This is a genomic window from Streptomyces sp. NPDC048514 (assembly GCF_043199955.1).
In the GTDB taxonomy this organism is placed as follows: Bacteria; Actinomycetota; Actinomycetes; order Streptomycetales; family Streptomycetaceae; genus Streptomyces.
Window position 1 is genome coordinate 126,116 of record NZ_JBICWT010000002.1, and the last position, 22,941, is coordinate 149,056.

The window sequence follows — 22,941 nt, forward strand, 5'->3', positions numbered from 1 at the left end:
CCCCGCGGCGCCGGGCCGCCAGTCCGCTCGGGGGTGGGGCAGCGGGGGCCGCCGGGGTGTGGGGGGGGGGGGGGGCCCGCGCGGGGGGGGGCGGGGGGGGCGGGGGCGGGGCCCCCCCCCCCGCGCCATGGCGCACCACAAACTCGAAGACATATGTCAATCGAACATGCTCAAATTCCTTCCATCGAGGGTAACTTGACGATCGGGGAACCGATGTCCGGGCGCGGGTGGGAGGTGATGCCGTCATGCGGGACGAGCCCGCACCGCTCACCCGGTACCTGTGGGTGCACGAGCACCGCGGCTGCACGGTGCTGGAGTTCCGGGGCGAGATCGACATCGCCGCGGCGGCCGAGATCGAGCCCGTCCTGGACCTGGTCACCCAGCGCGCCTCCCGGATCGTGATCGACCTGCGGCCGGTCGAGTTCTTCGACTGCTCGGGCCTGCGGCTCCTCTACCGGGCCCGCGCCCGGGTACTGGAGCACGGCGGCCGGCTGCATCTGGTGTGCACCCACCCGCTGACCCTGCGCGTCTTCCGGGTGACCGGCCTGGCCCGGCTGCTGCCGCCGCACCCGACGCCGGACGCGGCGCTGACCGAGGCCACGTCCGGCACCCCCTGATCCCCGGACCGCGCCGATCAGGTCGGCGCGGGCCGGTCTGCCGCGGCGGTTCGCGGGCATCTGCACTGCAGGAAGGAGGACCGTCCCGATGACGACTCCCGTCAGGCGCATGCCCGGCTGGGCCAAGGCCGTGGCAGCCCTCGTCCTGGTGCTCGCCGTGCTGTTCGCCGGTATCCGGCTGGCCGTACTGCCGGGCATCAAGGACCTGTTCGGTACCGAGACGAAGGACCGTTCCGGACCCGCACTCCTGAAGTCGATCCAGGACATGAGCCGTTACGACGCGGCCTCGGGCAACTTCCAGGTCGTGGTGGACCTGGACAAGGACGCGAAGTTCCTGCCCGACGCGGTCCGCGGCACCCGAACCCTGTACGTCGGGGCGGGGACCGTGGACGCCTATGTCGACCTCGGACAGCTCGGCGACAAGGACGTCTCCGTCAACGGTGACCGCACGTCCGCCACGCTCCGCCTGCCGCACGCCAGCCTCGGCAAGCCCGCCCTCGACCCCGACCACTCCTACGCCGTGTCCAAGCAGCGCGGGCTGCTGGACCGGCTCGGCGACCTGTTCTCGGACAACCCCAACAGCGAGCAGGCCGTGCAGAAGGTCGCCGTACGGCACATCGGCGACGCAGCGCGCAGCAGCGGGCTGACCGCCCGCGCCGAGACGAACACCACGTCCATGCTCCAGGGGCTGCTGCACTCCCTCGGCTTCGAGGAGGTGCGCATCTCCTACCGCACCTCCTCGGGCTGATCAGCCGCCCAGCACTCCCGGCAGGGCCAGCGCCCCGAGCACCGTAGCGCCGACCAGCAGCCAGGCCACGTAGTCACCGACGTGGCCGGACTGCAGGCGGCGCAGCGGTGCGGCCCGGCCGGGGGCGGCCACCCAGCGCGGGCGGGTCACGGCGAGACCGGCGAGGGCCGCGGCCAGCACGGTGGAGACCACGCCCAGCAGGGCGCCGTGCGGCGTCCAGTGCGCCGAGGCGTGGGCGCCACCCGAGCCCGCCTCGTTGACGGAGCGGGCCACCACGTCTCCGAAGCCGGGGGCCACGCCCACGGCGACGGCGGCGGCGAGCAGCAGGGCGGGCACCGTCGTCATGGTGTCGGGGATCCTGCTCAGCAGCGTGCCGGTCTCGGGTTCCTCGTCGGAGCCGCCGGTCTCGTACTCGGCGTCCCGCGGGCGCGGTCCGAGCCCGAGGAACACCCGGGCGGCGACCCGCAGGACGGCGCCGGCGGTGATCGCGGAGGCGGCCACGTAGACCACGGTGAGCGGGCCGCCGACCGCCTCTTCGGTGACCGCCTTGCCGAGCGCGGTGCCGAAGGGCGGCAGTCCGGCCAGGCCGAGGCCGCCCAGCGCGAACATCACACCGGTCGCGCGCAGTTGCCGGGCCCGGCCGTGCAGCGCGTGCTCGTCCACGCTGCCGAACCGGTCGAGCAGGACGCCGGTGCAGGCGAACAGCGCGGCCTTCACCGCGGCGTGCCCGAGCAGATAGAGGGCGACCCCGTCGTCGCCCTCGGGGGTGAGGACGCCGAGGCCGACGAGGAAAAGGCCGGCGTGGGCGACGGTGGAGTAGGCGAGCAGCCGTTTGATGTGCCGCTGGTACCAGCACATGACGGCACCGATCGCGGCCGTGAGGGTGCCGAGCGTCACCAGCGCCCGGGTCAGGTCGGCGGCCGGGATGCCGCCGGGGCCGGCGAAGACGGTGCCGTACACGCGCCAGACGCCGTAGGCGCCGAGTTCGACCATCACTCCGGAGAGCAGCATGCAGACCGGAGTGGGGGCGACGGCGTGCGCGTCCGGGAGCCAGAAGTGGAAGGGCACGGCGGCCGCCTTCACCAGCAGCCCGGTCATGACCAGCACGAAGGAGGCGAGGACCAGCGCGTCCGGGCCGCCGCTGCCGGCGGCCGTCTCGAGGCCGCGTCCGATCTTCGACATGGCCAGCTCACCGGTGCGCGCGTACAGCAGGCCGATGCCCATCAGCATGGCGTAGGCGCCCAGGGAGTTGACGACGCCGAAGGTCAGGGCGCCCTGGACGGCCTTGGCCTCGTCGATGCGGTAGCCGGTGAGGGCGTAGGCGGTGACGCTCATCAGCTCGAAGAACACGAACGCGTTGAACAGGTCGCCGGCGATGGCGAATCCGCACATCGCGCCCTGGAACACCAGCATCAGCGCGGTGAACGCGCCGCTGCGGCCGGGCGGCGGTTCGGCGAAGTAGCGCCAGGAGTAGGCGAGCGCGGCGAGGGTCAGCAGCGAGACGGCGGTGGCCATGCCGAGCGCGGGACCGTCACCGACCACGACGATTCCGACGCTCTCGCCGTCCACGGGCAGCCGGCCGCCGACCCATTCCACCATCGGTGGCGAGGAGTCCAGCAGCAGGACGACGGCGAGGGCGGCCGTGCCGCCGGAGACCACGAAGCCGGTGATCTCGGTGGCGATCCGGGGCAGCCGGCGGCCCAGGGCCACCGGCAGGGCGGCCCCGAGCAGCGGGATCGCGACGAGCAGCGGGAGCAGATGGTGCATCAGCCGCGCAACTCCCGCATTTCGTCGGGGTCGATGGTGCCGTGCCGTTTGGCGATCTGCAGGACGAGGGCGAGCAGCAGCGCGGTGACGGTGGCGCCGACGACGATGTCGGTGAGGGTCAGGGCCTGTACCACCGGGTCGACCACCGGCCGGGAGCCGGGCTCGATGTCGCTGAAGACCGGGGCGGTCCCGCCCTCGCGGTACCCGACCGCCAGCAGCAGGACGTAGGTGGCGGACTGGCACACCGCGAGACAGCCGACGGCGTGGATGAGGTTGCGGCTGGTGGCGAGGCCGTAGCAGCCCGTCAGGAAGACGTAGGAGGCGACCAGGTACGGAAGGACGTGCGTCACGGCGGTCAACTCGCCCGCTCCTCCTCGATCTCGACGGCCTGATCGAGGAAGTTGGCGATCAGCACGACGACCGCGCTCGCCACCTCCATGCCGACGGCGGCGTTCAGCAGCGGCACCGAGCCGCCGGAGGACAGGGTGCCGAAGGTGCCGTACGGCAGCAGCGTGTTGGCCAGGAACGCGGTGCCCGCGAGCACCGAGGCCAGGCCGAGCACCACAAAGGAGGCGACGGCGAGCGCGTCGGTGGTCTCGAACGCGCCGAGCGGGCGGACGCGTTCCAGGGCGGCGTAGTCGGCGCCGAGGTAGAGCAGGTGCAGGGCGGTCGCGGCGAGTACCCCGCCCTGGAAGCCACCGCCGGGGCTGAGCTGGCCGTTGGCGATCACGTACAGGCCGGTGACCAGGGCGACCGGGAGCGCGATCAGTGCGTAGCGGCGTACCGGGCGGGCCACCGCCGCGGGTTCGGGCGGGGCCCGGTGCTCGTCGCGCGTCTGCCGCAGCAGCACCACACAGCCGAGGACGGCGGCGAACAGGATGCTCATCTCGCCGAGGGTGTCGTAGGCGCGCTGGTCGAAGTTGACGGAGGCGATGGTGTTGGCGATGCGCCGGTCGAGGGAGGCCTGGACGGCGCGATCGCCGTACGGATGCCTTCGGCCGCCGAAGTCCGGCAGGTCGAGGCAGGCGGCGACGAGCAGGGCGGCCATGCCCGAGCCGCCGAAGGCCAGCAGCCACAGCCGCAGCCGGTTCACTTCGCACCCTCCTTCGAGCGCCCGCGGCGTCTGATCTTGCGCACCGAGAGCATGATCAGCAGCGGGGTCAGCGCGGAGCCGACGGCCAGCTGGGACAGCCCGACGTCCGGGGCCTGCAGCACGGTGAACAGGGCGGCCAGGCCGACCCCGAGCACGGACAGCACGAGGGCCTGGCGGGCGGGGTCGCGCTGGGCCACGGCCGCGGTGGCGCACCCGGCGACCAGCAGCAGGGCGACGACGATCACGGCATCGGCCATGGCACCCCTCCCCCACGACCGCCCGGCACCGGGTCAGCCACCGCGCACCCCCTGAACGCCGCCCCACCGCGGATCAGCCACCGCGCACCCCCTGAACGCCGCCCCACCGCGGATCAGCCACCGCGCACCCCCTGGATGCCGCCCGACAGCGCCCGTGCGGCGATCACGTTGCCGCAGGTCAGCAGGGCGCCGACCACCAGCAGCTTCACCAGGGCGCGGCCCGGTCCGGCGACCACGCACAGCGCGACCACGACCGCCAGGCCCAGTCCGGCGGCCGCCCAGGTCAGCCCCCAGGCGCTCGCCCGTCGCCCGTGGAGGTCCCCGGCGAGGAGCCGGGCGAAGACGAGGGTGCCGACCGGGCCGAGCAGGGCCAGCAGCAGGGCGAGGTCGACGTAGGACGGGCGGGCGTAGCCCTGGGCGAGGAGCAGCAGGGCCGGGCAGACCGCCGAGGTCGCCAGGTTCTGGGCGATCACCCGGCGGGCGGGCGGACCGGTGGTCACGCCCCACAGGACGGCCGCTCCTGCCCCGCCCAGTTCGACGGCGGCCGCGAGGATCCAGCCGTTCACCGCCAGCTCACCGCCCGCCGGCCGGCCCGCGCCAGGAGGGCACCCAGGGCGGCGCAGCTCGCGCCGACGATCAGCTCCAGGCTGTCGACCGTCGTGATGAGCACCAGCCACAGCAGCGTCAGAGCGACCCACCAGGCGAGGAGTTCGACGACGGCGAGGAGGACCGTGCGCGGGGACGCACCCCGGGCCATCCGGCACCTCCTCGGTCCGTTCTGCACATGTGTGCGGCGCTGTGCCCCCTTCGCCGCCTGGGGCATCCAAGCACCGCCGGGCCCGCGGCGGGGCGGCGGCACGCGGGTCGGCACGCGGAGTGCCCCGGGAGCGTGAACGGAATCCGGCGGTGCGCCCCCGCCGCCCTTGGGGTCGGTGGCATCCCGGGGCGCAGGCCGGGTAACCGCTCCAGCAGACCCGGATGTTGAGCACTGGAGGACCGAATGGCCCGTACCGCCTTGCGTCTGCCCACGGTCCTGCGTGCCCCGAGGAGCCGGGGGCGAGCCGAACCGGCCCGCACCGGACGGCACCTGCCCGGGTCCCTGCGCACCTTCGGGAAGCGGGAGCGGGGGCGGCCCGACCGGAAGCAGGAGGGGGCCGAGCCGGCCCGGCCGCCGGTCGCGCGGCACGCGCTCGCGCTGCCCCTCCGGGTCCTGGCGATGCTGGTCGCCTTCGCGTTCATGGTGGCCTTCGCCGTCGTCCTGGCCCGGCTGACGCTGCAGCCGTCGCCGGCCTCGGTGCCGCTGACCCACAGCAACCTGCACCCGGGCCGCTCGCTGCACGCGTATCTGGAGCAGGCGCCGTGGCGGGACGCGGTGAAGCAGGTCGGCGGGAACGTTCTCCTCGGTGTCCCGTTCGGGGTGCTGGTACCGGTCCTCGCCCCGCGTGCCCGCGGGATGCTGCAGGTGCTGGCCCTCACGGCGCTGGTGATGCTGATGGTGGAACTGGCGCAGGGTGCGCTGGTCACCGGACGGGCCTTCGACATCGACGACGTCATCCTCAACACCGCGGGTGCGCTGCTCGGTTGGCTGGTGCTGGGCCGGCGGCTCGGGCGGGCGGTGCACGCCCGCGTCCGCGCGCCGCGGGCCGGCTGACCGCCGAGGGGACTGGTACGTACCAGAGTCTTGACGCCTCCCTTATCTCACTCCTTAAATCAAGAGGCATCTCCCCCCACCCCGAACGGAGAGCCATGGCCCGCCCACGCCTGCTCCGCAGATGTCTCCTCGCCGCCCTGTCCGCCGCGCTGATCGGGTCCGCCGCCGTCGGCCCCGCGCACGCCCGGGAAGCCGCCCCCGCGGCGGCCGCCGCCGCCTTCACCGACAACTTCGACGGGCCCGCAGGTTCGGCGGTCGACGGCTCGAAGTGGACGCTGGAGGCCGGCGACAACGTCAACAACCACGAGCGGCAGTACTACACCTCGGGCACGAGGAACGCGGCCCTGGACGGCCAGGGCCACCTGGTCATCACCGCCCGGAAGGAGAACCCGGCGGGCTACCAGTGCTGGTACGGCAGTTGCCAGTACACCTCGGCCCGGCTGAACACCTCGGGCAAATTCAACGCGCAGTACGGCCATGTCGAGGCCCGGATGAAGATTCCGCGCGGGCAGGGCATGTGGCCGGCGTTCTGGATGCTGGGCACGCCGGTCAACTGGCCGGACTCCGGGGAGATCGACGTGATGGAGAACGTCGGCTTCGAACCCTCCACCGTGCACGGCACCATCCACGGCCCCGGCTACTCCGGCTCCGGCGGCATCGGCGCGGGCTACTCGCTGCCGGGCGGCCAGGCCTTCGCCGACGCCTTCCACACCTTCGCCGTCGACTGGGCGCCCGACTCGATCACCTGGACGGTGGACGGCAACGTCTACCAGCGGCGCACGCCCGCCGACCTGGGCGGGAGGACATGGGTGTTCAACAAGCCCTTCTTCCTCATCCTCAACCTCGCCGTCGGCGGCTACTGGCCGGGCGACCCGGACGGCTCCACGCAGTTCCCGCAGCAGCTGGTGGTGGACTCGGTGTCGGTGACGACGAGCGGCAGTGCCGCCGGGGTGCCGGTCCGGGGCCTCGCGGGCAAGTGTGCGGACGTGGCCGCCGCGAACTCCGCGAACGGCACGGCGATCCAGCTCTACGACTGCAACGGCACCGGGGCACAGGCCTGGACCGTCGGCTCCGACGGCACGCTGCGGGCGCTCGGCAAGTGCCTGGACGTCGCGAACAACGGCACCGCGGACGGCTCGGCCGTACAGCTGTGGGACTGCACCGGCGGCCCCAACCAGAAGTGGACCGTCACCGGTGCGCACGACATCGTCAACCCGCAGGCGAACAAGTGCCTCGACGTCACCGGGAACAACCCGGCGAACGGGACGCGACTGCAGCTCTGGACCTGCACGGGCGGCGCCAACCAGAAGTGGACGGTGGGCTGAGCGACCGGCTCAGTGCAGCGTCCAGGTGTACTTGTCGCCGCCCACGAAGCGGACCACGTCCGGGTCGTCCAGATCGTGGATGGGAATGCCGTGGTAGGCGGCCGTCTCCAGCACGTCCGTGACGGTCCTGGCCTCACCGACCACCTGACCGTCGATCTCCATGATCCTGAACGGCGGCGCGCCGTGCCGGCCCGGGCACACGCCGAGCACCATGATCCGCGGCCGGGAGATGTAGGGGACTCCTTGTTCGGTCATGCAATTCAGCGTAGAACGCGACGCGGGCCGGCGACGTGTCGGCGGGAGCCGTTCAGGAGATCGCGGACGGCCGCCTCCCCCACCGCCCGGGCTTGCCGGATCATCCGCCGCGCCGCCCGCTGGCCGCACAGGAACGGGCCGGCGAGATCGACGTCGAGGACCCGGCGCAGGTCCGCCAGGGTCAGGTCGAGGTAGGGGGTCATACCGCGATGGCCGGAGGCGAGACCGCGGTGGCCGGACGCGGGGCCGGGGCCGTCCTGGGCCGTGCGCGGTTCCCTCGCGGCCGGGGCGGGGCCGGTCGCCTGGCTCCCCGCGCCCCACGAGGGCGCCGGGTGCAAGCTTGGTAGGCATGGAACCCGTGGCGGCTCTCGACCGGATCGCCTTCCTGCTGGAGCGGGCGCTGGCGCCCACGTACCGGGTGCGGGCGTTCCGTACCGCGGCCCGGGTGCTGACGGATCTGCCCGAGGAGGAGATCGGCCGGCGTGCGGCGGCGGGGACGCTGGAGGCGCTGAAAGGGGTGGGCCCCAAGACCGCCCAGGTGGTGCGCGAGGCACTGGCCGGTGAGGTGCCCGGATATCTGCGCAGGCTGGAGGAGGAGGCCGGTGCGGCGGCCGACCCGGACGGCCCCGGCGCCGAGTTGCGGGCGCTGCTCCGCGGGGACTGCCACACGCACTCGGACTGGTCCGACGGGGGCAGTCCGATCGAGGAGATGGGGCGGGCCGCGGCCGCTCTGGGCCATGAGTGGACCGTCCTGACCGACCACTCCCCTCGGCTGACCGTGGCCCGCGGCCTGTCGCCGGAGCGGCTGCGCGAGCAGCTGGCGGTGGTGGCGGCACTGAACGCGCAGTGGGCGCCGTTCCGGCTGCTCACCGGCATCGAGTGCGACATCCTGGAGGACGGCTCGCTGGACCAGGAGCCGGAGCTGCTGGAGCAACTGGACGTGGTCGTGGTGTCGGTGCACTCCAAGCTGCGGATGGACGCCCGGTCCATGACCCGCCGGATGGTGGCCGCGGTCCGCGATCCGCACGCCGACGTCCTCGGGCACTGCACCGGGCGTCTGGTGACCGGCCGGGGGCGTCCGGAGTCGGAGTTCGACGCGGACGAGGTGTTCGCAGCGTGCGCCGAGTCGGGGACGGCCGTGGAGATCAACAGCCGGCCGGAGCGGCTGGACCCGCCGCGCCGGCTGCTGCGCAAGGCGGTCGAGGCGGGGGCGCTGTTCGCGATCGACACCGACGCGCACGCGCCCGGTCAGCTGGACTGGCAGATCCTGGGATGCGCCCGGGCGGAGGAGTGCGGGGTGCCGGCCGAGCGCGTGGTGACCACGTGGTCGGCGGACGAGCTGCTCGACTGGACGCGTGCGGGCCGCGTGCCGGCACGCGTGGCGGGTGCCGGGCGTGGTACCCGGTCCCGGTAACGAGAGAAAGGATCCCGGATGGACCGCGCCGCCCTGTTCGACGTCGACGGAACCCTCGTCGACACCAATCACCTGCACGTCGTGACCTGGTGGGAGGCCTTCCGGCAGGCGGGCCACGAGGTGCCCATGCACGCCGTCCACCGGGCGATCGGCCTAGGCTCCGACGACCTCGTCGCACATCTGCTCGGCGACGAGCGGGACAAGGACCAGGACGCCGCGCTGAGCGCCGCGCACAAGGCCCTCTACGGACAGTACTTCGAACGGCTCCCTGCCCTGCCCAAGGCCGGCGAGCTGCTGCGGCGGCTGCACGGGGACGGCTGGACGGTGGTTCTCGCCACCTCGGCGAGCGGCGCGGAGCTGGGCGCGCTGCGCCGGGCGATCGGAGCCGACGACGCCATCGAGGACACCGCGAGCGCCGAGGACGTCGAACAGGGCAAACCGGCCGCGGAGCCCGTGGAACACGCGCTCGAACTGGCCGGGGTCCCCGCCTCGCGCGCGGTGTTCGTCGGGGACACCGTGTGGGACATGCGGGCCGGCAGCAAGGCCGGTGTGCGCTGTGTGGGCCTGCTGTGCGGCGGGATCCCCCGCGCCGATCTGGAGGAGGCCGGGGCGGAGGCGGTGTACGCCGACCCCGCCGACCTGCTGGACCGGCTCGACGGCAGCGCCTTCGGCTGAGGTGCGCCCAGCCGCCGGTCCAAGGCGCACCGGCCCCGCGGGCCAAGGCGCACCGGCCTGCCCGGGCCGGCGCAACGGGGAGTCGTCGCGCCGAGGGCGCCGAGCCTTCGGACCGGCTCGCCGTGCCTTGGGCTGAGCCTCACCGAGCGTGACTCAGGTCACGTGCGGCAGTGGAACACCGCGGGGTGATTGCCCGTTGAACCATCCGTGGGTGCGGATGGGACAGTGTCCCCGGGCCTCACCTTTTGCCCACAGGGACGATCGTTCGGCTGAAGCCCTGTGGAGCCTTTCGCCGAGAGGCGACCGCCGTCCGCGCCCACCACCGAGCCGCCCCGGCCGTGATTCCCCCGTCACGGCCGGGGCTTTCCCATGCGTAGGCCCCGCGCGGCCGATCACCTCTCGGCCGATCACCTCGCCCCCCGACGGCCCCGTGTGCGCGGACGGCGCCCGGGTACCCGGGCGATCGTCGCAGCAGCCTCCGCCGCGAGGCCGGAAGGAGCCGAAGGTGAGCAGCTCAGCGGGCAGCAGGGTGGTCGTGACCGGCGCCACCGGCAATGTCGGGACGAGCGTGGTGCGCCTGCTCTCGGAGGACCCCCGGATCAAGTCGGTGCGGGGGCTGGCCCGGCGGACACCCGCGTGGTCGCCGCCGAAGACCGAGTGGTCCGCGGTCGATCTGGCCTCGGACCAGGCGAACCTCGCGGAGCGGTTCGAGGGCGCCGACGCCGTGGTCCACCTGGCCTGGGCCTTCCAGCCGACCCACGATCCGGCCACCACCTGGCGTACCAACGTGCTCGGCTCCATCAAGGTGTTCGAGGCGGTCGCGGCCGCCCGGGTGCCGGTACTGGTGCACGCCTCTTCGGTGGGCGCCTACTCGCCGGGGCCGAAGGACCGCCCGGTGGACGAGTCCTGGCCGACCCACGGCTGGCCGGACGCCGCCTACTGCCGGGAGAAGGCCTATCTGGAGCGCACGCTGGACGTGTTCGAGCGCGACCACCCCGAGGTGCGGGTGGTGCGCATGCGCCCGGGCTTCCTCTTCAAGTGGGAGTCGGCGAGCGAGCAGCGCCGGATCTTCGGCGGGCGCTTCCTGCCCGGCCCGCTGGCCCGGCCCGAGCTGCTGCCGTTCCTGCCGGACGTCCCGGGCCTGCGGGTGCAGGCCCTGCACACGGACGACGCCGCCGAGGCCTACCGGCTCGCGGTGCACTCCGGCACCGCCCGTGGCGCATTCAACCTGGCCGCGGATCCACCGCTGGACGCCGGGGTGCTCGCCGAACTGCTCGGCACCCGCCCGGTGCGGCTGCCGCGCGCCGCCGCCCGGTCCGCGATCGCCGCCGCCTGGGGCCTGCATCTGCTCCCGGCCTCCCCCCACCTGTTCGACGCGGTGCTGCGCCTGCCCCTGATGGACTGCTCGCGGGCCCGCACCGAGCTGGGCTGGCAGCCGACGCGGACGGCCACCGAGGTGCTCCAGGAGTTCCTGGACGGCCTGCAGAAGGGCGGCGGGATGCAGACGGAGCCGATGCGGGGTCGCAAGGTCGGCTGACACGGAGCCCGCACGAAGACCCACGGCCGGCACAAGGACACACGGCCCGGCCGGCACAGGCCGGCACGAGGACACACACGGCTGGGCGGCACACGCACCAACGAGACGAGGGAGAACGCCATGGCCGCACAGCGGCAGCAGGGGCCCGGACACGAGGCCGGCGAGGACGAGCGGCCGGTGCCGAGGGACCTGCCCGATCAGCAGGCACAGCCGGACGACGACCCGTGGGAGGTCGTCCCGGGCAGCGGCTCCGGCGAACAGGAGCACGAGGAGGTGCCGGACACCGACGAGGCCCGCAGCGGGCCCAGGGACGCGCCGCGTTCCGGCACGGTGCATCCCGAGCACCCGACGCCGCAGGAGCCGTCGGCGTAGCCGCTCGCCTCGGCGTGGAGAGCGCCCCTGCGGAACCGCTCGCCTCGGCGCGGTCCCGGCGCCGAGCCGGTCGCCCCGGCGCCGGGGCCGCTCCCTGTGGAGCCGGTGGCCCCGGCGCGGCGGCCGCTCATCGACGGGCGGGCCGGCTCACCGCGGGGACCGCTCCTCGAGGGCTGCCCGCCAGGCCGGAAGCCGGTCCTCGCCGACCGGTTCGGGGCGCCGGCCGCCGCTGGCGAAGAAGTCGGCCAGGGGCAGGATCGCCGCTCCGACGGTGACCGCGTCGGGGCCGAGCCGGCCGAGTTCGATGGTCACCTTGTCGGCCGGGTGGCGCAGGGCGTACGTCGCCGCGTGCCGGCGTACGGCGGGCAGGAAACGGGTGCCGAGCTGGAGGCCCGCCCAGCCGCCGATGAGGATGCGCTCGGGCTGGAAGAGGTTGATCAGGTCGGACAGGCCGGCGCCGAGGTACTCGGCCGTCTCCTCCAGGACGCCGAGTGCGACCGGGTCGGCCGCACCCGCCTCAGCCGGATAGGCGGCGGCGAGCATCGCGGTGAGCGCGGTCTCCTCGTCCGTGCCCTCGGGCGGCCGTCCGCCCTCCTCGCGCCAGCGTGCGAGCAGCGATTCGGCGCCGGCGTAGGCCTCCAGGCAGCCGGGCGCACCGCAGCGGCAGCGGCGGCCGCGGACCCGGACCGTCAGATGACCCCACTCCACCGCCCGTCCGTACTCCACCTCGGGGGTCACGAGGCAGGCGCCGACACCGGAGCCGAAGAGCACGACGACCGCGTTGCGGGCACCGCGCCCGGCGCCGAACCACATCTCCGCCTGCCCGAGCGTCTTGGCGCCGTTGTCGATGAAGTACGGAACCTCGTCGGGGAGCTGGGAGGTGGACCGGAGCAGCCGCTCCAGCGGTACGGCGTTCCAGCCGATGGTCTGCCCGTGCACGACCGCCCCCTGGTCCGGGGTGTGCTCGACTATGCCGGGAACGCCGACGCCGACGCCGAGCAGCCTCTCGGGCTCGGCCTGTTCGGCGGTGAGGACCTCGGCGATGCCCTCGCGGATGTGACCGGCGATGACGTCCACGTCGTAGCCCTGAGGGGTCAGCGGGCGTTCGACGCGCGCGAGTTCCGTGAGAGCCAGGTCGAACAGCTCCACCCGGACCCGGGTCTCGCCGACGTCCACGCCGATCATCTGGCCGCTGTGCGGTGCGACGCGCAGGAGCGTGCGGGGGCGGCCGCCGTCGGAGTCGACGCTGCCGGCCTCCTCCACCAGGCCGTCGGCGATCAGATCGGCGACCACGTTGCTCACCGACCCGGAACTCAGCCCGGTCGCCGGGCCCAGCTCGAACCGGCTGAGCGGCCCGTCGAAGTAGAGCCGTTGCAGCACCGCCGTGCGATTGCCTCGCCTCAGGTCGCGTACCGTGCGTCCGCTGCGCCCCGCCATGTGGCTCCCTTCACAAACCCTGCCCGACCTGCAACATACCCCTTCGGCCAGCGGGGACGCGATATTCTCACAACCCTTAGTTCACGCTATGAGCTAAGACCGGGACGCTCGATATCGCGTCGCGGTGGTGCGCACCGGCCCGGTGCTGCCCCGGGTCCGGGCACCCGACCTGCCAGGATCGGGTGCGCCGGACCCCGGCGGCCCGCACGTCCGGCCGCCCAGGGCCCGGGCCGGACGTGCCGGGCTGGGACGGCCCGCCGGGCCCGCGGCCGCGCTTCCCGCACCGTCCGCCCCCTTCCCGGCGGCTCAGCCCGCCGCGTACACGTCCTCGAGGTAACGCCCGTCCGCCACCAGTGCGTCGAGCCAGCGCCGGGCCGCGGCCTCGTCGGTGCCGGGGGTGCGCTGCCGGTACAGGGTACGGAACGCCTCGCGGACCCCGGGGGCCATCCGGGCACCGTCGCCGCAGACGTACACCCGGGCCCCGGCGTTCAGCAGTTCCCAGACCTCGTCGGCCTCGGCGGCGATGCGGTGCTGCACGAACATGTGACCGTTCTCGGGCGCGGCGCTGAAGGCCGGGCGCAGCGCCACCGCGCCGGCCGTCTGCGCGGCGCCCAGTTCAGCGGAGTGCAGGTAGTCCGCGTCCGGGGCGTCACAGCCGAAGTAGAGCAGTGCGGGCGGGAGTTCGGCGCCTCGTGCGCGGGCGGCGGCCCGGTCGGCCACGACTGCGCGGAACGGGGCCAGTCCGGTCCCGGCGGCGACCATCACGACCGGTGCCGAGCCGTCGATCCGGAAGGCCTCGCGGCAGGGCTGGACCCGGGCGTACACGGTGTCGCCGGGCCGGAGGGAGGCGAGATGGCCCGAGCCGGTGCCCCGGTAGCGGCCCCGGCCGGAGTGGGCGGGGGCGTCGAGCACCGACACCATGAGGTCGGCGTGGCGCGGGGTCACGGCCGGCGAGGAGGAGAGGGAGTAGTGCCGGGGGCGCAGCGGGGTCAGGAGGTCGAGCAGGAGCGGCGGGGCGAGGGCGCCGCGCAGGGCGGGGTGGTCCTCGGCGAGCTCCAGCAGGGTGCGCTGGTCGTCCTGGGTCAGGGCGGCGAGGGCGGCTCGCTCGGGCGGGCACGGGTCGGCCCCGGCGAGCAGAGCCCGTTGCCGGGCTGTCGGCCGCTCCTGCAACTCGACGTGGTGCGTGAGGAGTTGCCGTACGGTCAGGGGCCGGTCGACGGCGAGCCCGGCGCGGCGGGGGCGGGTGGCCCGGATGTCCAGCACGGTCTCGGGGTCGAGGCCGAACGCGGCGACGGCGCGGTCCACCGTGTCCGGGGCGTTGGCGGGCAGCACGGTGAGATGGTCGGCGGTGCGGTAGTCCACGCCGTCGGGCAGGGCGATACGCAGGAACCGCTTGGTACGGCCGTGGTCCGGCGCGGTGAGGTCGTACGCCTCGGTCACCTTCATCGGGACGAGTCCGTGCCGCTCCGCGAGGGCGTCCAGCGGGCCTCCGGTCAGCGTGCGGACCTCGTAGGCGTGGCCGGGCTCGGCCGGGCCGTCGTCCGTGGTGTCGGGGTCGCCGTGCTCCTGGAGGAGGCTGGTGCGCAGACGGGCCGTGAACTCCCGGACGGTGCCGGTGAGATCGCCGGAGGCGTCCGCGGCGGCGCGCTCGGTCAGGCGGGTGGCGCCGAGCTCGGCGAGGCGGGCGTCCAGGCGGGTGGGGACCTGCTGGTAGGTGGCGGCCCAGTTGCGGTCCCCGACGCCGAGTACGGCGTAGGTCACGCCGGTCAGGTCGGGAGTGCCGTCGAGCCATGCGCCGAAGGCCGTGGCGTCGTCGGTGGGGCGGCCGTTGTAGGAGGCGGCGGTGATGACGACGGGGCGGTCCGTGGGCAGTGCGCCGGCGTAGGCGTCCAGGGAGGCGACCTCGGTGGTGCAGCCCACGGCGGCGGCCTCGTCGGCGAGTTGCGCGGCGAAGGCACGGCAGGTGCCGTAGTTGCTGCCGTGCAGGAACAGGGCGTGGGTGCCGGGGCGGACCCGGGCCGGGAGGGTGCCGGGGGCGGGGCTCTGTGCTTCGGGGGCGGGGGCGGCGCCGGGCAGCGGGGCGTGGCGGCGGTCGGCCGGGGTGCGCGGGGTGAGCGTCAGCGTGAAGCCCTCGGGCTTCAGGGTGAGGGTCTCCTTCACGGTGAGCCGGTAGCCGGCGTGGTCGTGCAGCCGGTAGCGGTGGACCAGCATGGCGAGCAGCATGGTGGCCTCGTGCAGGGCGAACTGCCGTCCGATGCAGGCGCGTTCGCCGGTGCCGAAGGGCTTGAAGGCGTGCACCGGGCGGGCCGCCTCCGCCTCGGCGGTGAACCGCTCGGGGTCGAACAGCTCCGGGTTGTCACCCCAGACGGGCTGCCGGTGCAGCATCGGGGCGAGCACGGTGACGGCCTGTCCGGCCCGCAGCGGGATCCGGCCGCCCAGCAGGGTGTCGGCACGGGCGTGCCGGCTGAAGGCGGCGGCGGTCGGCCACAGCCGCAGTGCCTCGTTGAGGACCTGGCGGGTGTAGGTGAGCCGCCCGACGTCGTCGTAGGTCGGTTCGGGGTCGGGGGTGTCGCCCCACAGCGCGTCGGTCTCCCGCTGCACCAGCCGGAGCGCGCTCGGGTGCTTGGCGAGGTGGTACAGGGCGAAGGACATCGCGCCCGAGGTCGTCTCGTGGCCGGCGATGAGGAAGGTGATGACCTGGTTGCGGATGTTGGCCGGGTCCAGGGTGGTGCCGTCGGCGGGGTGCCGCGCGCTCAGCATCAGCCCGAGCAGATCGCCGGCGCCGCTCTGGTCGGTACCGGCGCGGGCGGCGATCACCTCGTCCACGACCCCGGCGAGGTGGTCGGCGTCCGTCCGGAAGGCCGCGTCGGCGGCCGTGTGGTCCGCGCCCGGGGTGCGGGCCAGGCGGGTCATGCTCCACTCCAGGCAGCGCACCATCGACTCCACGAAGGGGTGCGGCTCGGCGCGTTCGAAGGAGCCGAAGTCATAGCCGAAGCCGGCGAGACCGATGGTGTCGAGGGTCATCCGGGTCATGTCGTCGGGCACGTCCACGGGCTGTCCGGCATGGGCCGCACGGTCCCAGGAGCCGATCAGCCGCCGCGCCACCCTCAGCATCACGGGGTGGTAGGTGCGCATCGACCCCAGCGCGAAGGCGGGCATCAGGATGTCGTGCGCCTTCGCCCAGTTCGGCTCGTCGTTGTACGCGGTGAACAGGCCGTCGGCGGTGAAGGAGCGCACGTTCTCCAGGGCGGGCCCGACGTGCTTGGCGAACCGCTCCTCGTCGGCCAGGTCGGCGACCAGGTCCGCGTCGGCGACGAACAGCACCTCCCGCCCGTGCAGCCGGCGCACCAGCACCGGACCGTGGGTGCGCATCAGGTCCATGACCTGCTGGATGGGGGTACGGCCCGGTCCCGTGGCGGTGATGTCGACGACGGGGACGGCGGGCAGGGTTCCGGCCGGATCGAGGTGCAGTGCGGTGGGGGGCATGGCGCGACAACTGCCTTTCGCGGTAACGGAGTACTCGGTTCCAGGGTGGTCCAGCGCCGGTGGGCCCGAAGTCCGCCGCACTACACGATCGTGCAGTCGAAACCGGCCCGCGGGGCTTGCGCTCCGCCGGCCGACCCCCTTGTCCGCGGTTGTGGAGTTGTCGCTGACCTGGGTGTTCGTCTTGGATGAGGGGGACGACCCGGCGGTCTCGGGAGGTGCGCGTGGACAAGGGGCGGGAGGAAGCCGTGCTCTGGCGCAACCGTGCGATGACCCTGTTCGACCGGGTGTCGGTGCCCGTCGCGGTGTGCGATGTGCACGGCCTTGTGGTGCTGGCCAATCCCGCGATGGCGGCGGAGGCCGCTACGACGCCGGGGCGGCTGCGGGGCGAGAGCGTGCTGGAGCTGTTCCGCCCGCAGGAGGCCACGCAGGTGGAGCGGATCGCCGAGGCACTGCGGCTGCGCCGCCGTTCCCGCTACCAGGTGTCGGTGCGCTGGCGGGCACCCGGCGGAGCCGAGCGGTACGGCGAACTGACGGCGGATCCGGTCAGCGACACCGTGGCGCAGACGCCCGCGCTGCTCGTGATGCTTCGGGTGCTGGGCGAGCGCACCGAGCCCCCGGAGCCCGGCCCGGCGCCGGTCACGCCCGTGGAGGGGCGGGTGCTGGCCCTGCTGGCCGGAGGCGCCACCACGACCAGGGCCGCCCGGGAGCTGGGGCTCACCGTGGACGGCGTGAACTACCACCTGCGCCGCCTGTCGACCCGCTGGGGCGCGGCCAACCGTACCGAACTCGTCGCCCGCGCCTACGCGTCGGGCGTCCTCGCCCCCGGGGTGTGGCCGCCGGAGGCGAGCGTGCGGGGAGCGGGCTGAGACGCCGTACCGGGGTTGGGCATGAGCGCACGGCTCCCGCGAGTCGCTGCCCGGTGCGGGTGACGCGTACCTGGAAGAGGGCGATCAAAAGGCAGCCGGCCGGCACGGCGAAAACCATTGGCCCACCCTCATCTGGCTAATTAAGCTAGCCCAGAACCTAGGACCTCTAGGTTACGCATCCGGATCCGGAGGGACCCCCGTGAAATCGCTCACCGAGCAGGACATCCGTAACTCGTTCGTCAACTGTTCCAAGGGCGAGGCCAAGCGGCTGCCGGTCCCGCGCGATCTCGCCGAGCGACCGTGGGACGACCTGGACTTCCTCGGCTGGCGCGATCCCGGGGCCCCCGACCGCAGCTACCTGGTCACCGAACGGGAGGGCGAACTCATCGGTGTCACCCTGCGCTTCCCGGCCGCGCAGCGCGGCTTCCTGCACCGCAGCATGTGCTCGGTGTGCCTCACCACCCATGCCGGCGGCGGGGTGTCACTGATGACCGCGCGGAAGGCGGGAGCGGCCGGCCGCGAGGGCAACTCGGTCGGGCTGTACATGTGCACCGACCTGGCGTGTTCGCTGTATCTGCGCGGCAGGAAGGCCCCGGAATCCGGCGCCCGGATCGAGGAGAGCCTGACCCTCGACGACCAGATCACCCGCGCACGGGGCAATCTGTCCGCGTTCCTCGACAAGCTGTACGCCTGAGCACCGCCCGGTGAGTCTCCGCAACGCGGGCGCACCTCACGCGTACACACCCCGTCGACCGGTTCGCACCGGCGGTCGACCGCCGGTCACGGCGCCGTCGCTGGTGGCCGACGGAGCGGTGCGGCGACTTCGCGAAGGTGGCCGGTTCTCGCGTGCGCAGCCGGTCCAGCACATCGCGGTGAATTCCCTGCTCCAGACGGCGTAACCACATCCACTCCGTCCGCACGCGAACACTTACGAACAGAAACGGCCTGCAATCCGCCACGTTCGACGCACCCCATGAGCGGGAACAGGCCAAGGGATGCTCGACCTACGAAAGTGGACCGCGGGGCTGCGGCGTCTGGTGGGGCGCCGCCGGGAGCCGGTGGTCGTCCAGACGCTGCGCTCCGCCACGGCCGCGACGATCGCCTACGTCATCGCGCTCCGGCTGAGCCCCGAGCCGGCCCCGCTCACCGCGCCCCTGACCGCCCTGCTGGTCGTCCAGGTGACCTTCTTCGCCACGCTCACCAACGGCATCCGCCGGGTGAACGCGGTGGTGGCCGGCGTGCTGGTCGCCATCGCCTTCAGCGTGCTGGTCGGCCTGACCTGGTGGAGCCTCGCGCTGCTCATCGTGGCGGCGCTGGCCGTGGGGCATCTGGTGCGGGTCGACGAGTACGTGGCCGAGGTGGCGATCAGCGCGATGCTGGTGCTCGGGGTGACCACCGTCGGGTTCACCGCGTGGGCGAGGATCGTGGAGACGCTGATCGGCGCGGTCGTCGGAACCGCCTGCAACCTGCTGCTTCCGCCCCCGGTGTGGGTGGACGCGGCGGGCCGGTCGATCGAGGACCTGGCACGCCGGGTACGGCAGTTGATGCTGCGGATGGGTGAGGAGGCCGCGAGCCGCATCCCCTGGCAGCAGGCGGCCGAGCGGCTGCACGAGGCGCGCCGGCTGGACCACGACATCGTCCAGGTGGACGCGGCGCTGCGGCAGGCGGAGGACAGCCTGCGGCTCAATCCACGGGTCAAGGAGGGGCTGCTGCACCGCGTGGTGCTGCGCACCGGCCTGGACACACTGGAGATCTGCACGGTGGTCCTCCGGGTGCTGGCCCGCTCGTTCACGGACCTGGCGAAGGCCCGCGGATCCGAGGAACTGTTCCCGTCCCAGGTGGGGGCGACCGTGGCGCAACTGCTGTCCGAGATCGCCGACGCGGTGGTCAGCTTCGCCGTCCTGGTGACCACCGATCTGAGCGAGAACGCGGAATCGGCCGAGGCCCGGCTCACGGCCGAGCTGCACACCGCGGCCGGTACCCGCGACCGGCTGGCCGAGCTGCTGCGCGAGGAGATCGGCAAGGACTGGGCGAACTGGCAGCTGATGGGCGCGGTGCTGACCGAGACGACCCGGATCATCGACGAGCTGAACACCGAGCACCGCACCCGGCGCCTGCTGGAGGAGCTGGACCGGGTGTCCCGGGAGCAGCGGGCGAAGCTGCCGCGGATGACCTGGCTGCGCGAGCGCATCGGCGTCCAGGAAGAGCTGTGGCGGAACCGTACGGGGGTCAGCGAGCGTTCACGCTGAAGAAGTGCCGGGCGGGTCGGCACCGGGTGCGAGGGGGGCCGGATGACCGGCGCGGCTGTTCGGATCGACGGAAACACGGTGCGGCTGCCGGGCGGGGTGGCGGTGCGGTTCGTCCGCACGCTGCGGCTGCCCGAGAAGGGCACCCATCCGCTGCCGCCCGGGCTGGGCGAGTTCCCGGTCCGGCGGGTCGCCGACTACGCCGACACGGTCCCCGGGGAGTGGCGGGCGCGCGGTGGCGTGCTGCTCCCGGTGTATCTCCGCGAGGCGATGTGGCTGAGCTTCGGTGGCACGACGGAACCGGCCGCGCTCCAGGTCGGGGTGGGCAAGGTGTGCGCGGTGTCCGGCGAGCCGTGGAGCGACCGGCTCTCCCGGCGCCCGCAGAACTACGTGGTGCTGCCCCGCCAGCCCTGGCTGGACGGCATCAACTCCGGCAAGGGCACGGTCCGCCAGTTCGTCGCCGTGCCGCTCGGGCTGGGCGCGACCGTGGAGGGACAGGTCACCGGCGAGGAGGTGTGGGGCGGCGTCCAGCTGCAGTCGTTCCCGCTGCGGGAGGACGCGCTGACCGAGTGGCGGCGCCAGGAGCGGGAGCGGGCGGTCCGGGCCGCCGGGACCGTCGGCGGATACGGTGCGGCGATGCCGATGACGGCCTCCGCCCCCGGTGCCGTCCCGCCGCCGGCCCCCCGGGCCCCGGGGGCCGCGGCCGGGCGGCCCGCCGCGGCCATGGGCCTGGGCGTCGGCGGCTCGATGCGGCAGGAGGTCTACCGGGACGACCGGCCGCTCGGGGACTGGTCCGCGCAGCCCTCCGGCCGGGTGTTCGTCCACCTGGTCACGCCGCCGCAGTGGCGGCGGATCACCGGCGAGGCGCCCCCGCCCTCCCCCGTGGACCGTGCGGCCTACACCCGGGCGGGACTGCCTTGGTACGACTACTACGACACGGACGCCGAGGATCTCGCTCCCACGGACACCCTGCAGGCCGTCCGGCCGGCCGGTGACTGGCTCGGGGACGACCTGGACCCCTGGCAGGCGCCGGCCGACGGGCAGGTGGCCCCGCTGAAGGACGCGCCGGGCCGGCCGGTCGAGGACGGGGAGTGGTAGGGCGCCCGACGGTTGCACCGGGTGCAACGGTCGTTGCCCGGCTTGCCCTTGCCGGGGCCGGCGGGCCAAGGTGGCCGTCACGACCGGGGCAACCGACGACCTGAGGTGTGGCATGGACACGGAGGCAGGGGCGGCGGCAGGCGGGTCCTCGCGGCGGGACCGGGAGAGCGGGCGCGGCTGGACCAGACGCCGGTTCGCCGGGGCCGTGGCGGGCACGGCGGCGGTCGTGGCGGTGCCGTCCCTGGCCTCCCCGTCGGCGGAACCCCCGCCCGTGCGGAGCGAGCCCCGGTCCGCCGCACCGCCCCGGAAGGCGTCCGGGCCCCGCCCGCTGTACGTGGGCACCTACACCTCGGTGGACGGCGGCGGCACCGGCATCGGCCTGGCCGCGTACGACCCGGCGACGGGCCGGATCACCGGTTCGGGAACGATCACCGGGGTCCCGGATCCGTCCTACCTCGCCGTGCACCCCGACGGCCGGACGCTGTACGCGGTGGACGAGCGGCAGGCCGGCGGCGTGACGGCGGTGCGTCTCGCGGACCGGCGGGTGCTGGGCACCCGGAGCACGGGCGGCGCGGGCCCCTGTCATCTGTCGGTGCATCCCGGCGGGCGCTGGCTGCTCAGCGCAGACTACGGCTCGGGCAGTGTCGCGGTGCATCCGATCGGCGCCTCGGGCGCCCTCGGCGAGCGCACCGATCTGGTCACGCACTCCTCGCCGCCGCCCGGCCCGGGGCAGCAGGGGCCGCACGCCCACCAGATCGTCACCGCCCCGGACGGCGGTCATGTCCTCGCCGTGGACCTCGGCACCGACACGGTGTACACCTACCGGCTCGACGAAGGCGCGGGCAGGCTCACGGAGGTGGCCCGGGCCCGCACCCGGCCGGGCGCGGGGCCGCGCCATCTGACCTTCCACCCGGGCGGCCGGTACGCGTACCTGGCCAACGAGGTGGACGACACCGTCGCCGTCTGCGCCTACGACCCGGGGACCGGCCGCGTACGGGTCGGGGAGCCGCAGCCGACGGGCTCGGCCGGCGGCACCAACTATCCGGCGCAGATCCTGGTGACGGCGAACGGCGCGTACGCCTTCCTGGCCAACCGGGGTCACAACAGCCTCGCGCGGTACGCGGTCGAGGCCGGCGGGGCCCGGCTGCGGCTGCTCGGGACGGTGCCGGCCGGCGGGGACTTCCCCCGCCAGATCGCCTTCTCGCCCGACGGCCGCCTCCTGTTCACGGCGAACCAGCGCTCCGGGACGGTCGGCGTCTTCCACGTGGACACCGGCAGCGGAGAACTGCGCTCGGCCGGTGAGCCGTTCGCCTCACCCGTCGCCGTCTGCGCGCTGCCGCTGTAGCGCGCGGGGGCAGGCGGCGGCGCCCGCCTGCGCCAGCAGGACGTGCATGCGCTCGGTGAGCTGGCCGACGTCGTCGGCCGGGGCGTGGAACGGCAGCCGCACGTCGCCGTGGGCGCGGCCGCGCTCGATGCGCAGCGTGAGTCCGTGCCGGTCGACGGCGAGGGGCACCACCCGGGTCGCGGCGTGCAGGCTCTCCGGCCGCACCAGGCGGGTGAGCCGCTCGACGGCGTCCGGGTGGGCGGCGGCGAGATGGGTGAGCAGCTGGGACTCGGCACCGGCGAGCGGGTCCGGAAGGGCGGCGGCGAACTCGGCGAGGTCGACGACCACGGCCCCGGAGGGCTGCCGCAGCACGACCCGGGTGGGCCTGAGGAGCAGGGTGCCGCCGGACGGGGCGAACCAGCCCGCGATCCAGACCCGGGCACGGATGCGGCCCCGCACCGGCACGGGTGCCACGTCGGCGAACTCCAGCACGGCGGAGGGCTCCTGGCGCGGTGCGCGGACGGCCGCCGTGAACAGGGTGCTGTGGTCGGGCACCGACAGCCGCACCTCGCCGTCGCCGGTCACGGTGTGCGCGCCGACGTACTCCTCGCGTACGCCGTCCGCGGTGACCGCGCACGACCACGCGGCGGCCAGTACCGATCGCGCCCGTTCCGCCGCGCCGGGTGCGGCCGTCCAGTCCTGCATGTCACCCATCCCGAGACCTCCTAAGGTAAGCCTTGCCTAACTTAGCGAAGATCGGAGCGTGCGCCAAC

General features: G+C 74.0%; 24 protein-coding genes. 13 read left to right on the forward strand and 11 right to left on the reverse strand.

All coding sequences use genetic code 11. The features are described from left to right. The first annotated feature begins 245 nt into the window (after positions 1 to 245). Together ACGFT2_RS03500 and ACGFT2_RS03505 are read left to right on the forward strand one after the other, a co-directional pair. Positions 246 to 617 (forward strand): anti-sigma factor antagonist, encoded by a 372-nt coding sequence (locus tag ACGFT2_RS03500; protein WP_393273058.1) that lies wholly within the window; start codon positions 246 to 248, stop codon positions 615 to 617. 88 nt (positions 618 to 705) lie between these two features. Next, positions 706 to 1,365, forward strand: coding sequence for a DUF4230 domain-containing protein (locus ACGFT2_RS03505; RefSeq protein WP_393273060.1), 660 nt, complete (start codon positions 706 to 708; stop codon positions 1,363 to 1,365). Here ACGFT2_RS03505 and ACGFT2_RS03510 read toward each other — a convergent pair whose 3' ends face one another. The 6 genes from ACGFT2_RS03510 to ACGFT2_RS03535 form a co-directional block, all read right to left on the reverse strand. Then, entirely contained in the window at positions 1,366 to 3,132 is a 1,767-nt protein-coding gene (locus ACGFT2_RS03510; RefSeq protein ID WP_393273062.1) for a complex I subunit 5 family protein, read from the reverse strand. Further along, positions 3,132 to 3,482 (reverse strand): sodium:proton antiporter, encoded by a 351-nt coding sequence (locus ACGFT2_RS03515; RefSeq protein WP_393273861.1) that lies wholly within the window; start codon positions 3,480 to 3,482, stop codon positions 3,132 to 3,134. The genes ACGFT2_RS03510 and ACGFT2_RS03515 overlap by 1 nt, the downstream gene beginning before the upstream one ends. A gap of 5 nt (positions 3,483 to 3,487) precedes the next feature. Then, on the reverse strand, positions 3,488 to 4,180 hold the full coding sequence (locus ACGFT2_RS03520; RefSeq protein WP_393273863.1) for an MnhB domain-containing protein: 693 nt from the start codon (positions 4,178 to 4,180) through the stop codon (positions 3,488 to 3,490). A 41-nt stretch (positions 4,181 to 4,221) separates the two neighbouring features. Further along, a complete protein-coding gene (locus ACGFT2_RS03525; RefSeq protein ID WP_393273064.1) occupies positions 4,222 to 4,482 on the reverse strand; it encodes a Na(+)/H(+) antiporter subunit B in 261 nt (86 codons plus the stop codon). 113 nt (positions 4,483 to 4,595) lie between these two features. Next, positions 4,596 to 5,048, reverse strand: coding sequence for a monovalent cation/H+ antiporter complex subunit F (locus ACGFT2_RS03530; protein WP_393273066.1), 453 nt, complete (start codon positions 5,046 to 5,048; stop codon positions 4,596 to 4,598). Then, complete coding sequence (locus tag ACGFT2_RS03535) at positions 5,045 to 5,239, reverse strand: hypothetical protein (RefSeq protein WP_393273068.1); 195 nt, start codon at positions 5,237 to 5,239, stop codon at positions 5,045 to 5,047. The genes ACGFT2_RS03530 and ACGFT2_RS03535 overlap by 4 nt, the downstream gene beginning before the upstream one ends. Before the next feature lie 243 nt (positions 5,240 to 5,482). On the opposite strand from ACGFT2_RS03535, the gene ACGFT2_RS03540 reads away from it, so the two are divergent. Next, complete coding sequence (locus ACGFT2_RS03540; protein WP_393273070.1) at positions 5,483 to 6,133, forward strand: VanZ family protein; 651 nt, start codon at positions 5,483 to 5,485, stop codon at positions 6,131 to 6,133. Positions 6,134 to 6,228: 95 nt separating this feature from the next. Further along, positions 6,229 to 7,458, forward strand: a complete 1,230-nt coding sequence (locus ACGFT2_RS03545; protein ID WP_393273071.1) for an RICIN domain-containing protein — start codon at positions 6,229 to 6,231, stop codon at positions 7,456 to 7,458. A 9-nt stretch (positions 7,459 to 7,467) separates the two neighbouring features. Here the strand turns inward: ACGFT2_RS03545 and ACGFT2_RS03550 are convergent, their stop codons facing one another. Together ACGFT2_RS03550 and ACGFT2_RS03555 are read right to left on the reverse strand one after the other, a co-directional pair. Further along, positions 7,468 to 7,713, reverse strand: a complete 246-nt coding sequence (locus ACGFT2_RS03550) for a hypothetical protein (protein WP_393273072.1) — start codon at positions 7,711 to 7,713, stop codon at positions 7,468 to 7,470. A 5-nt stretch (positions 7,714 to 7,718) separates the two neighbouring features. Beyond that, a complete protein-coding gene (locus ACGFT2_RS03555; protein WP_393273074.1) occupies positions 7,719 to 7,916 on the reverse strand; it encodes a hypothetical protein in 198 nt (65 codons plus the stop codon). Between the two features lie 146 nt (positions 7,917 to 8,062). Here ACGFT2_RS03555 and ACGFT2_RS03560 point away from each other — a divergent pair, with 146 nt between their 5' ends. The 4 genes from ACGFT2_RS03560 to ACGFT2_RS03575 all read left to right on the forward strand — a co-directional run bounded on the left by ACGFT2_RS03560 (position 8,063) and on the right by ACGFT2_RS03575 (position 11,711). Next, positions 8,063 to 9,127 carry a PHP domain-containing protein gene (locus tag ACGFT2_RS03560; RefSeq protein ID WP_393273076.1) on the forward strand — a complete coding sequence of 355 codons (1,065 nt, stop codon included), beginning with the start codon at positions 8,063 to 8,065 and terminating at the stop codon, positions 9,125 to 9,127. 18 nt (positions 9,128 to 9,145) lie between these two features. Beyond that, positions 9,146 to 9,802 carry an HAD family hydrolase gene (locus tag ACGFT2_RS03565; RefSeq protein WP_393273078.1) on the forward strand — a complete coding sequence of 219 codons (657 nt, stop codon included), beginning with the start codon at positions 9,146 to 9,148 and terminating at the stop codon, positions 9,800 to 9,802. Positions 9,803 to 10,307: 505 nt separating this feature from the next. After that, positions 10,308 to 11,339, forward strand: a complete 1,032-nt coding sequence (locus tag ACGFT2_RS03570) for an SDR family oxidoreductase (protein ID WP_393273079.1) — start codon at positions 10,308 to 10,310, stop codon at positions 11,337 to 11,339. A 120-nt stretch (positions 11,340 to 11,459) separates the two neighbouring features. Further along, positions 11,460 to 11,711, forward strand: a complete 252-nt coding sequence (locus ACGFT2_RS03575; RefSeq protein WP_393273081.1) for a hypothetical protein — start codon at positions 11,460 to 11,462, stop codon at positions 11,709 to 11,711. 147 nt (positions 11,712 to 11,858) lie between these two features. Here ACGFT2_RS03575 and ACGFT2_RS03580 read toward each other — a convergent pair whose 3' ends face one another. Further along, positions 11,859 to 13,148, reverse strand: coding sequence for an ROK family protein (locus tag ACGFT2_RS03580; protein ID WP_393273082.1), 1,290 nt, complete (start codon positions 13,146 to 13,148; stop codon positions 11,859 to 11,861). 306 nt (positions 13,149 to 13,454) lie between these two features. Continuing rightward, entirely contained in the window at positions 13,455 to 16,634 is a 3,180-nt protein-coding gene (locus ACGFT2_RS03585; protein WP_393273084.1) for a cytochrome P450, read from the reverse strand. A 185-nt stretch (positions 16,635 to 16,819) separates the two neighbouring features. Here ACGFT2_RS03585 and ACGFT2_RS03590 point away from each other — a divergent pair, with 185 nt between their 5' ends. The 5 genes from ACGFT2_RS03590 to ACGFT2_RS03610 all read left to right on the forward strand — a co-directional run bounded on the left by ACGFT2_RS03590 (position 16,820) and on the right by ACGFT2_RS03610 (position 22,189). Further along, positions 16,820 to 17,500, forward strand: coding sequence for a helix-turn-helix transcriptional regulator (locus tag ACGFT2_RS03590; RefSeq protein WP_393273086.1), 681 nt, complete (start codon positions 16,820 to 16,822; stop codon positions 17,498 to 17,500). Positions 17,501 to 17,699: 199 nt separating this feature from the next. Next, on the forward strand, positions 17,700 to 18,194 hold the full coding sequence (locus tag ACGFT2_RS03595) for an FBP domain-containing protein (protein WP_393273087.1): 495 nt from the start codon (positions 17,700 to 17,702) through the stop codon (positions 18,192 to 18,194). 301 nt (positions 18,195 to 18,495) lie between these two features. Next, positions 18,496 to 19,749 carry an aromatic acid exporter family protein gene (locus tag ACGFT2_RS03600; protein WP_393273088.1) on the forward strand — a complete coding sequence of 418 codons (1,254 nt, stop codon included), beginning with the start codon at positions 18,496 to 18,498 and terminating at the stop codon, positions 19,747 to 19,749. A 42-nt stretch (positions 19,750 to 19,791) separates the two neighbouring features. Then, a complete protein-coding gene (locus tag ACGFT2_RS03605) occupies positions 19,792 to 20,844 on the forward strand; it encodes a hypothetical protein (protein WP_393273089.1) in 1,053 nt (350 codons plus the stop codon). A gap of 112 nt (positions 20,845 to 20,956) precedes the next feature. Further along, the gene (locus tag ACGFT2_RS03610) at positions 20,957 to 22,189 is read left to right on the forward strand and encodes a lactonase family protein (RefSeq protein WP_393273091.1); all 1,233 of its coding nucleotides are present in this window, start codon (positions 20,957 to 20,959) and stop codon (positions 22,187 to 22,189) included. Here ACGFT2_RS03610 and ACGFT2_RS03615 read toward each other — a convergent pair. Next, positions 22,157 to 22,882 carry a DUF2470 domain-containing protein gene (locus ACGFT2_RS03615; protein ID WP_393273093.1) on the reverse strand — a complete coding sequence of 242 codons (726 nt, stop codon included), beginning with the start codon at positions 22,880 to 22,882 and terminating at the stop codon, positions 22,157 to 22,159. The genes ACGFT2_RS03610 and ACGFT2_RS03615 overlap by 33 nt on opposite strands. Positions 22,883 to 22,941: the final 59 nt, after the last annotated feature.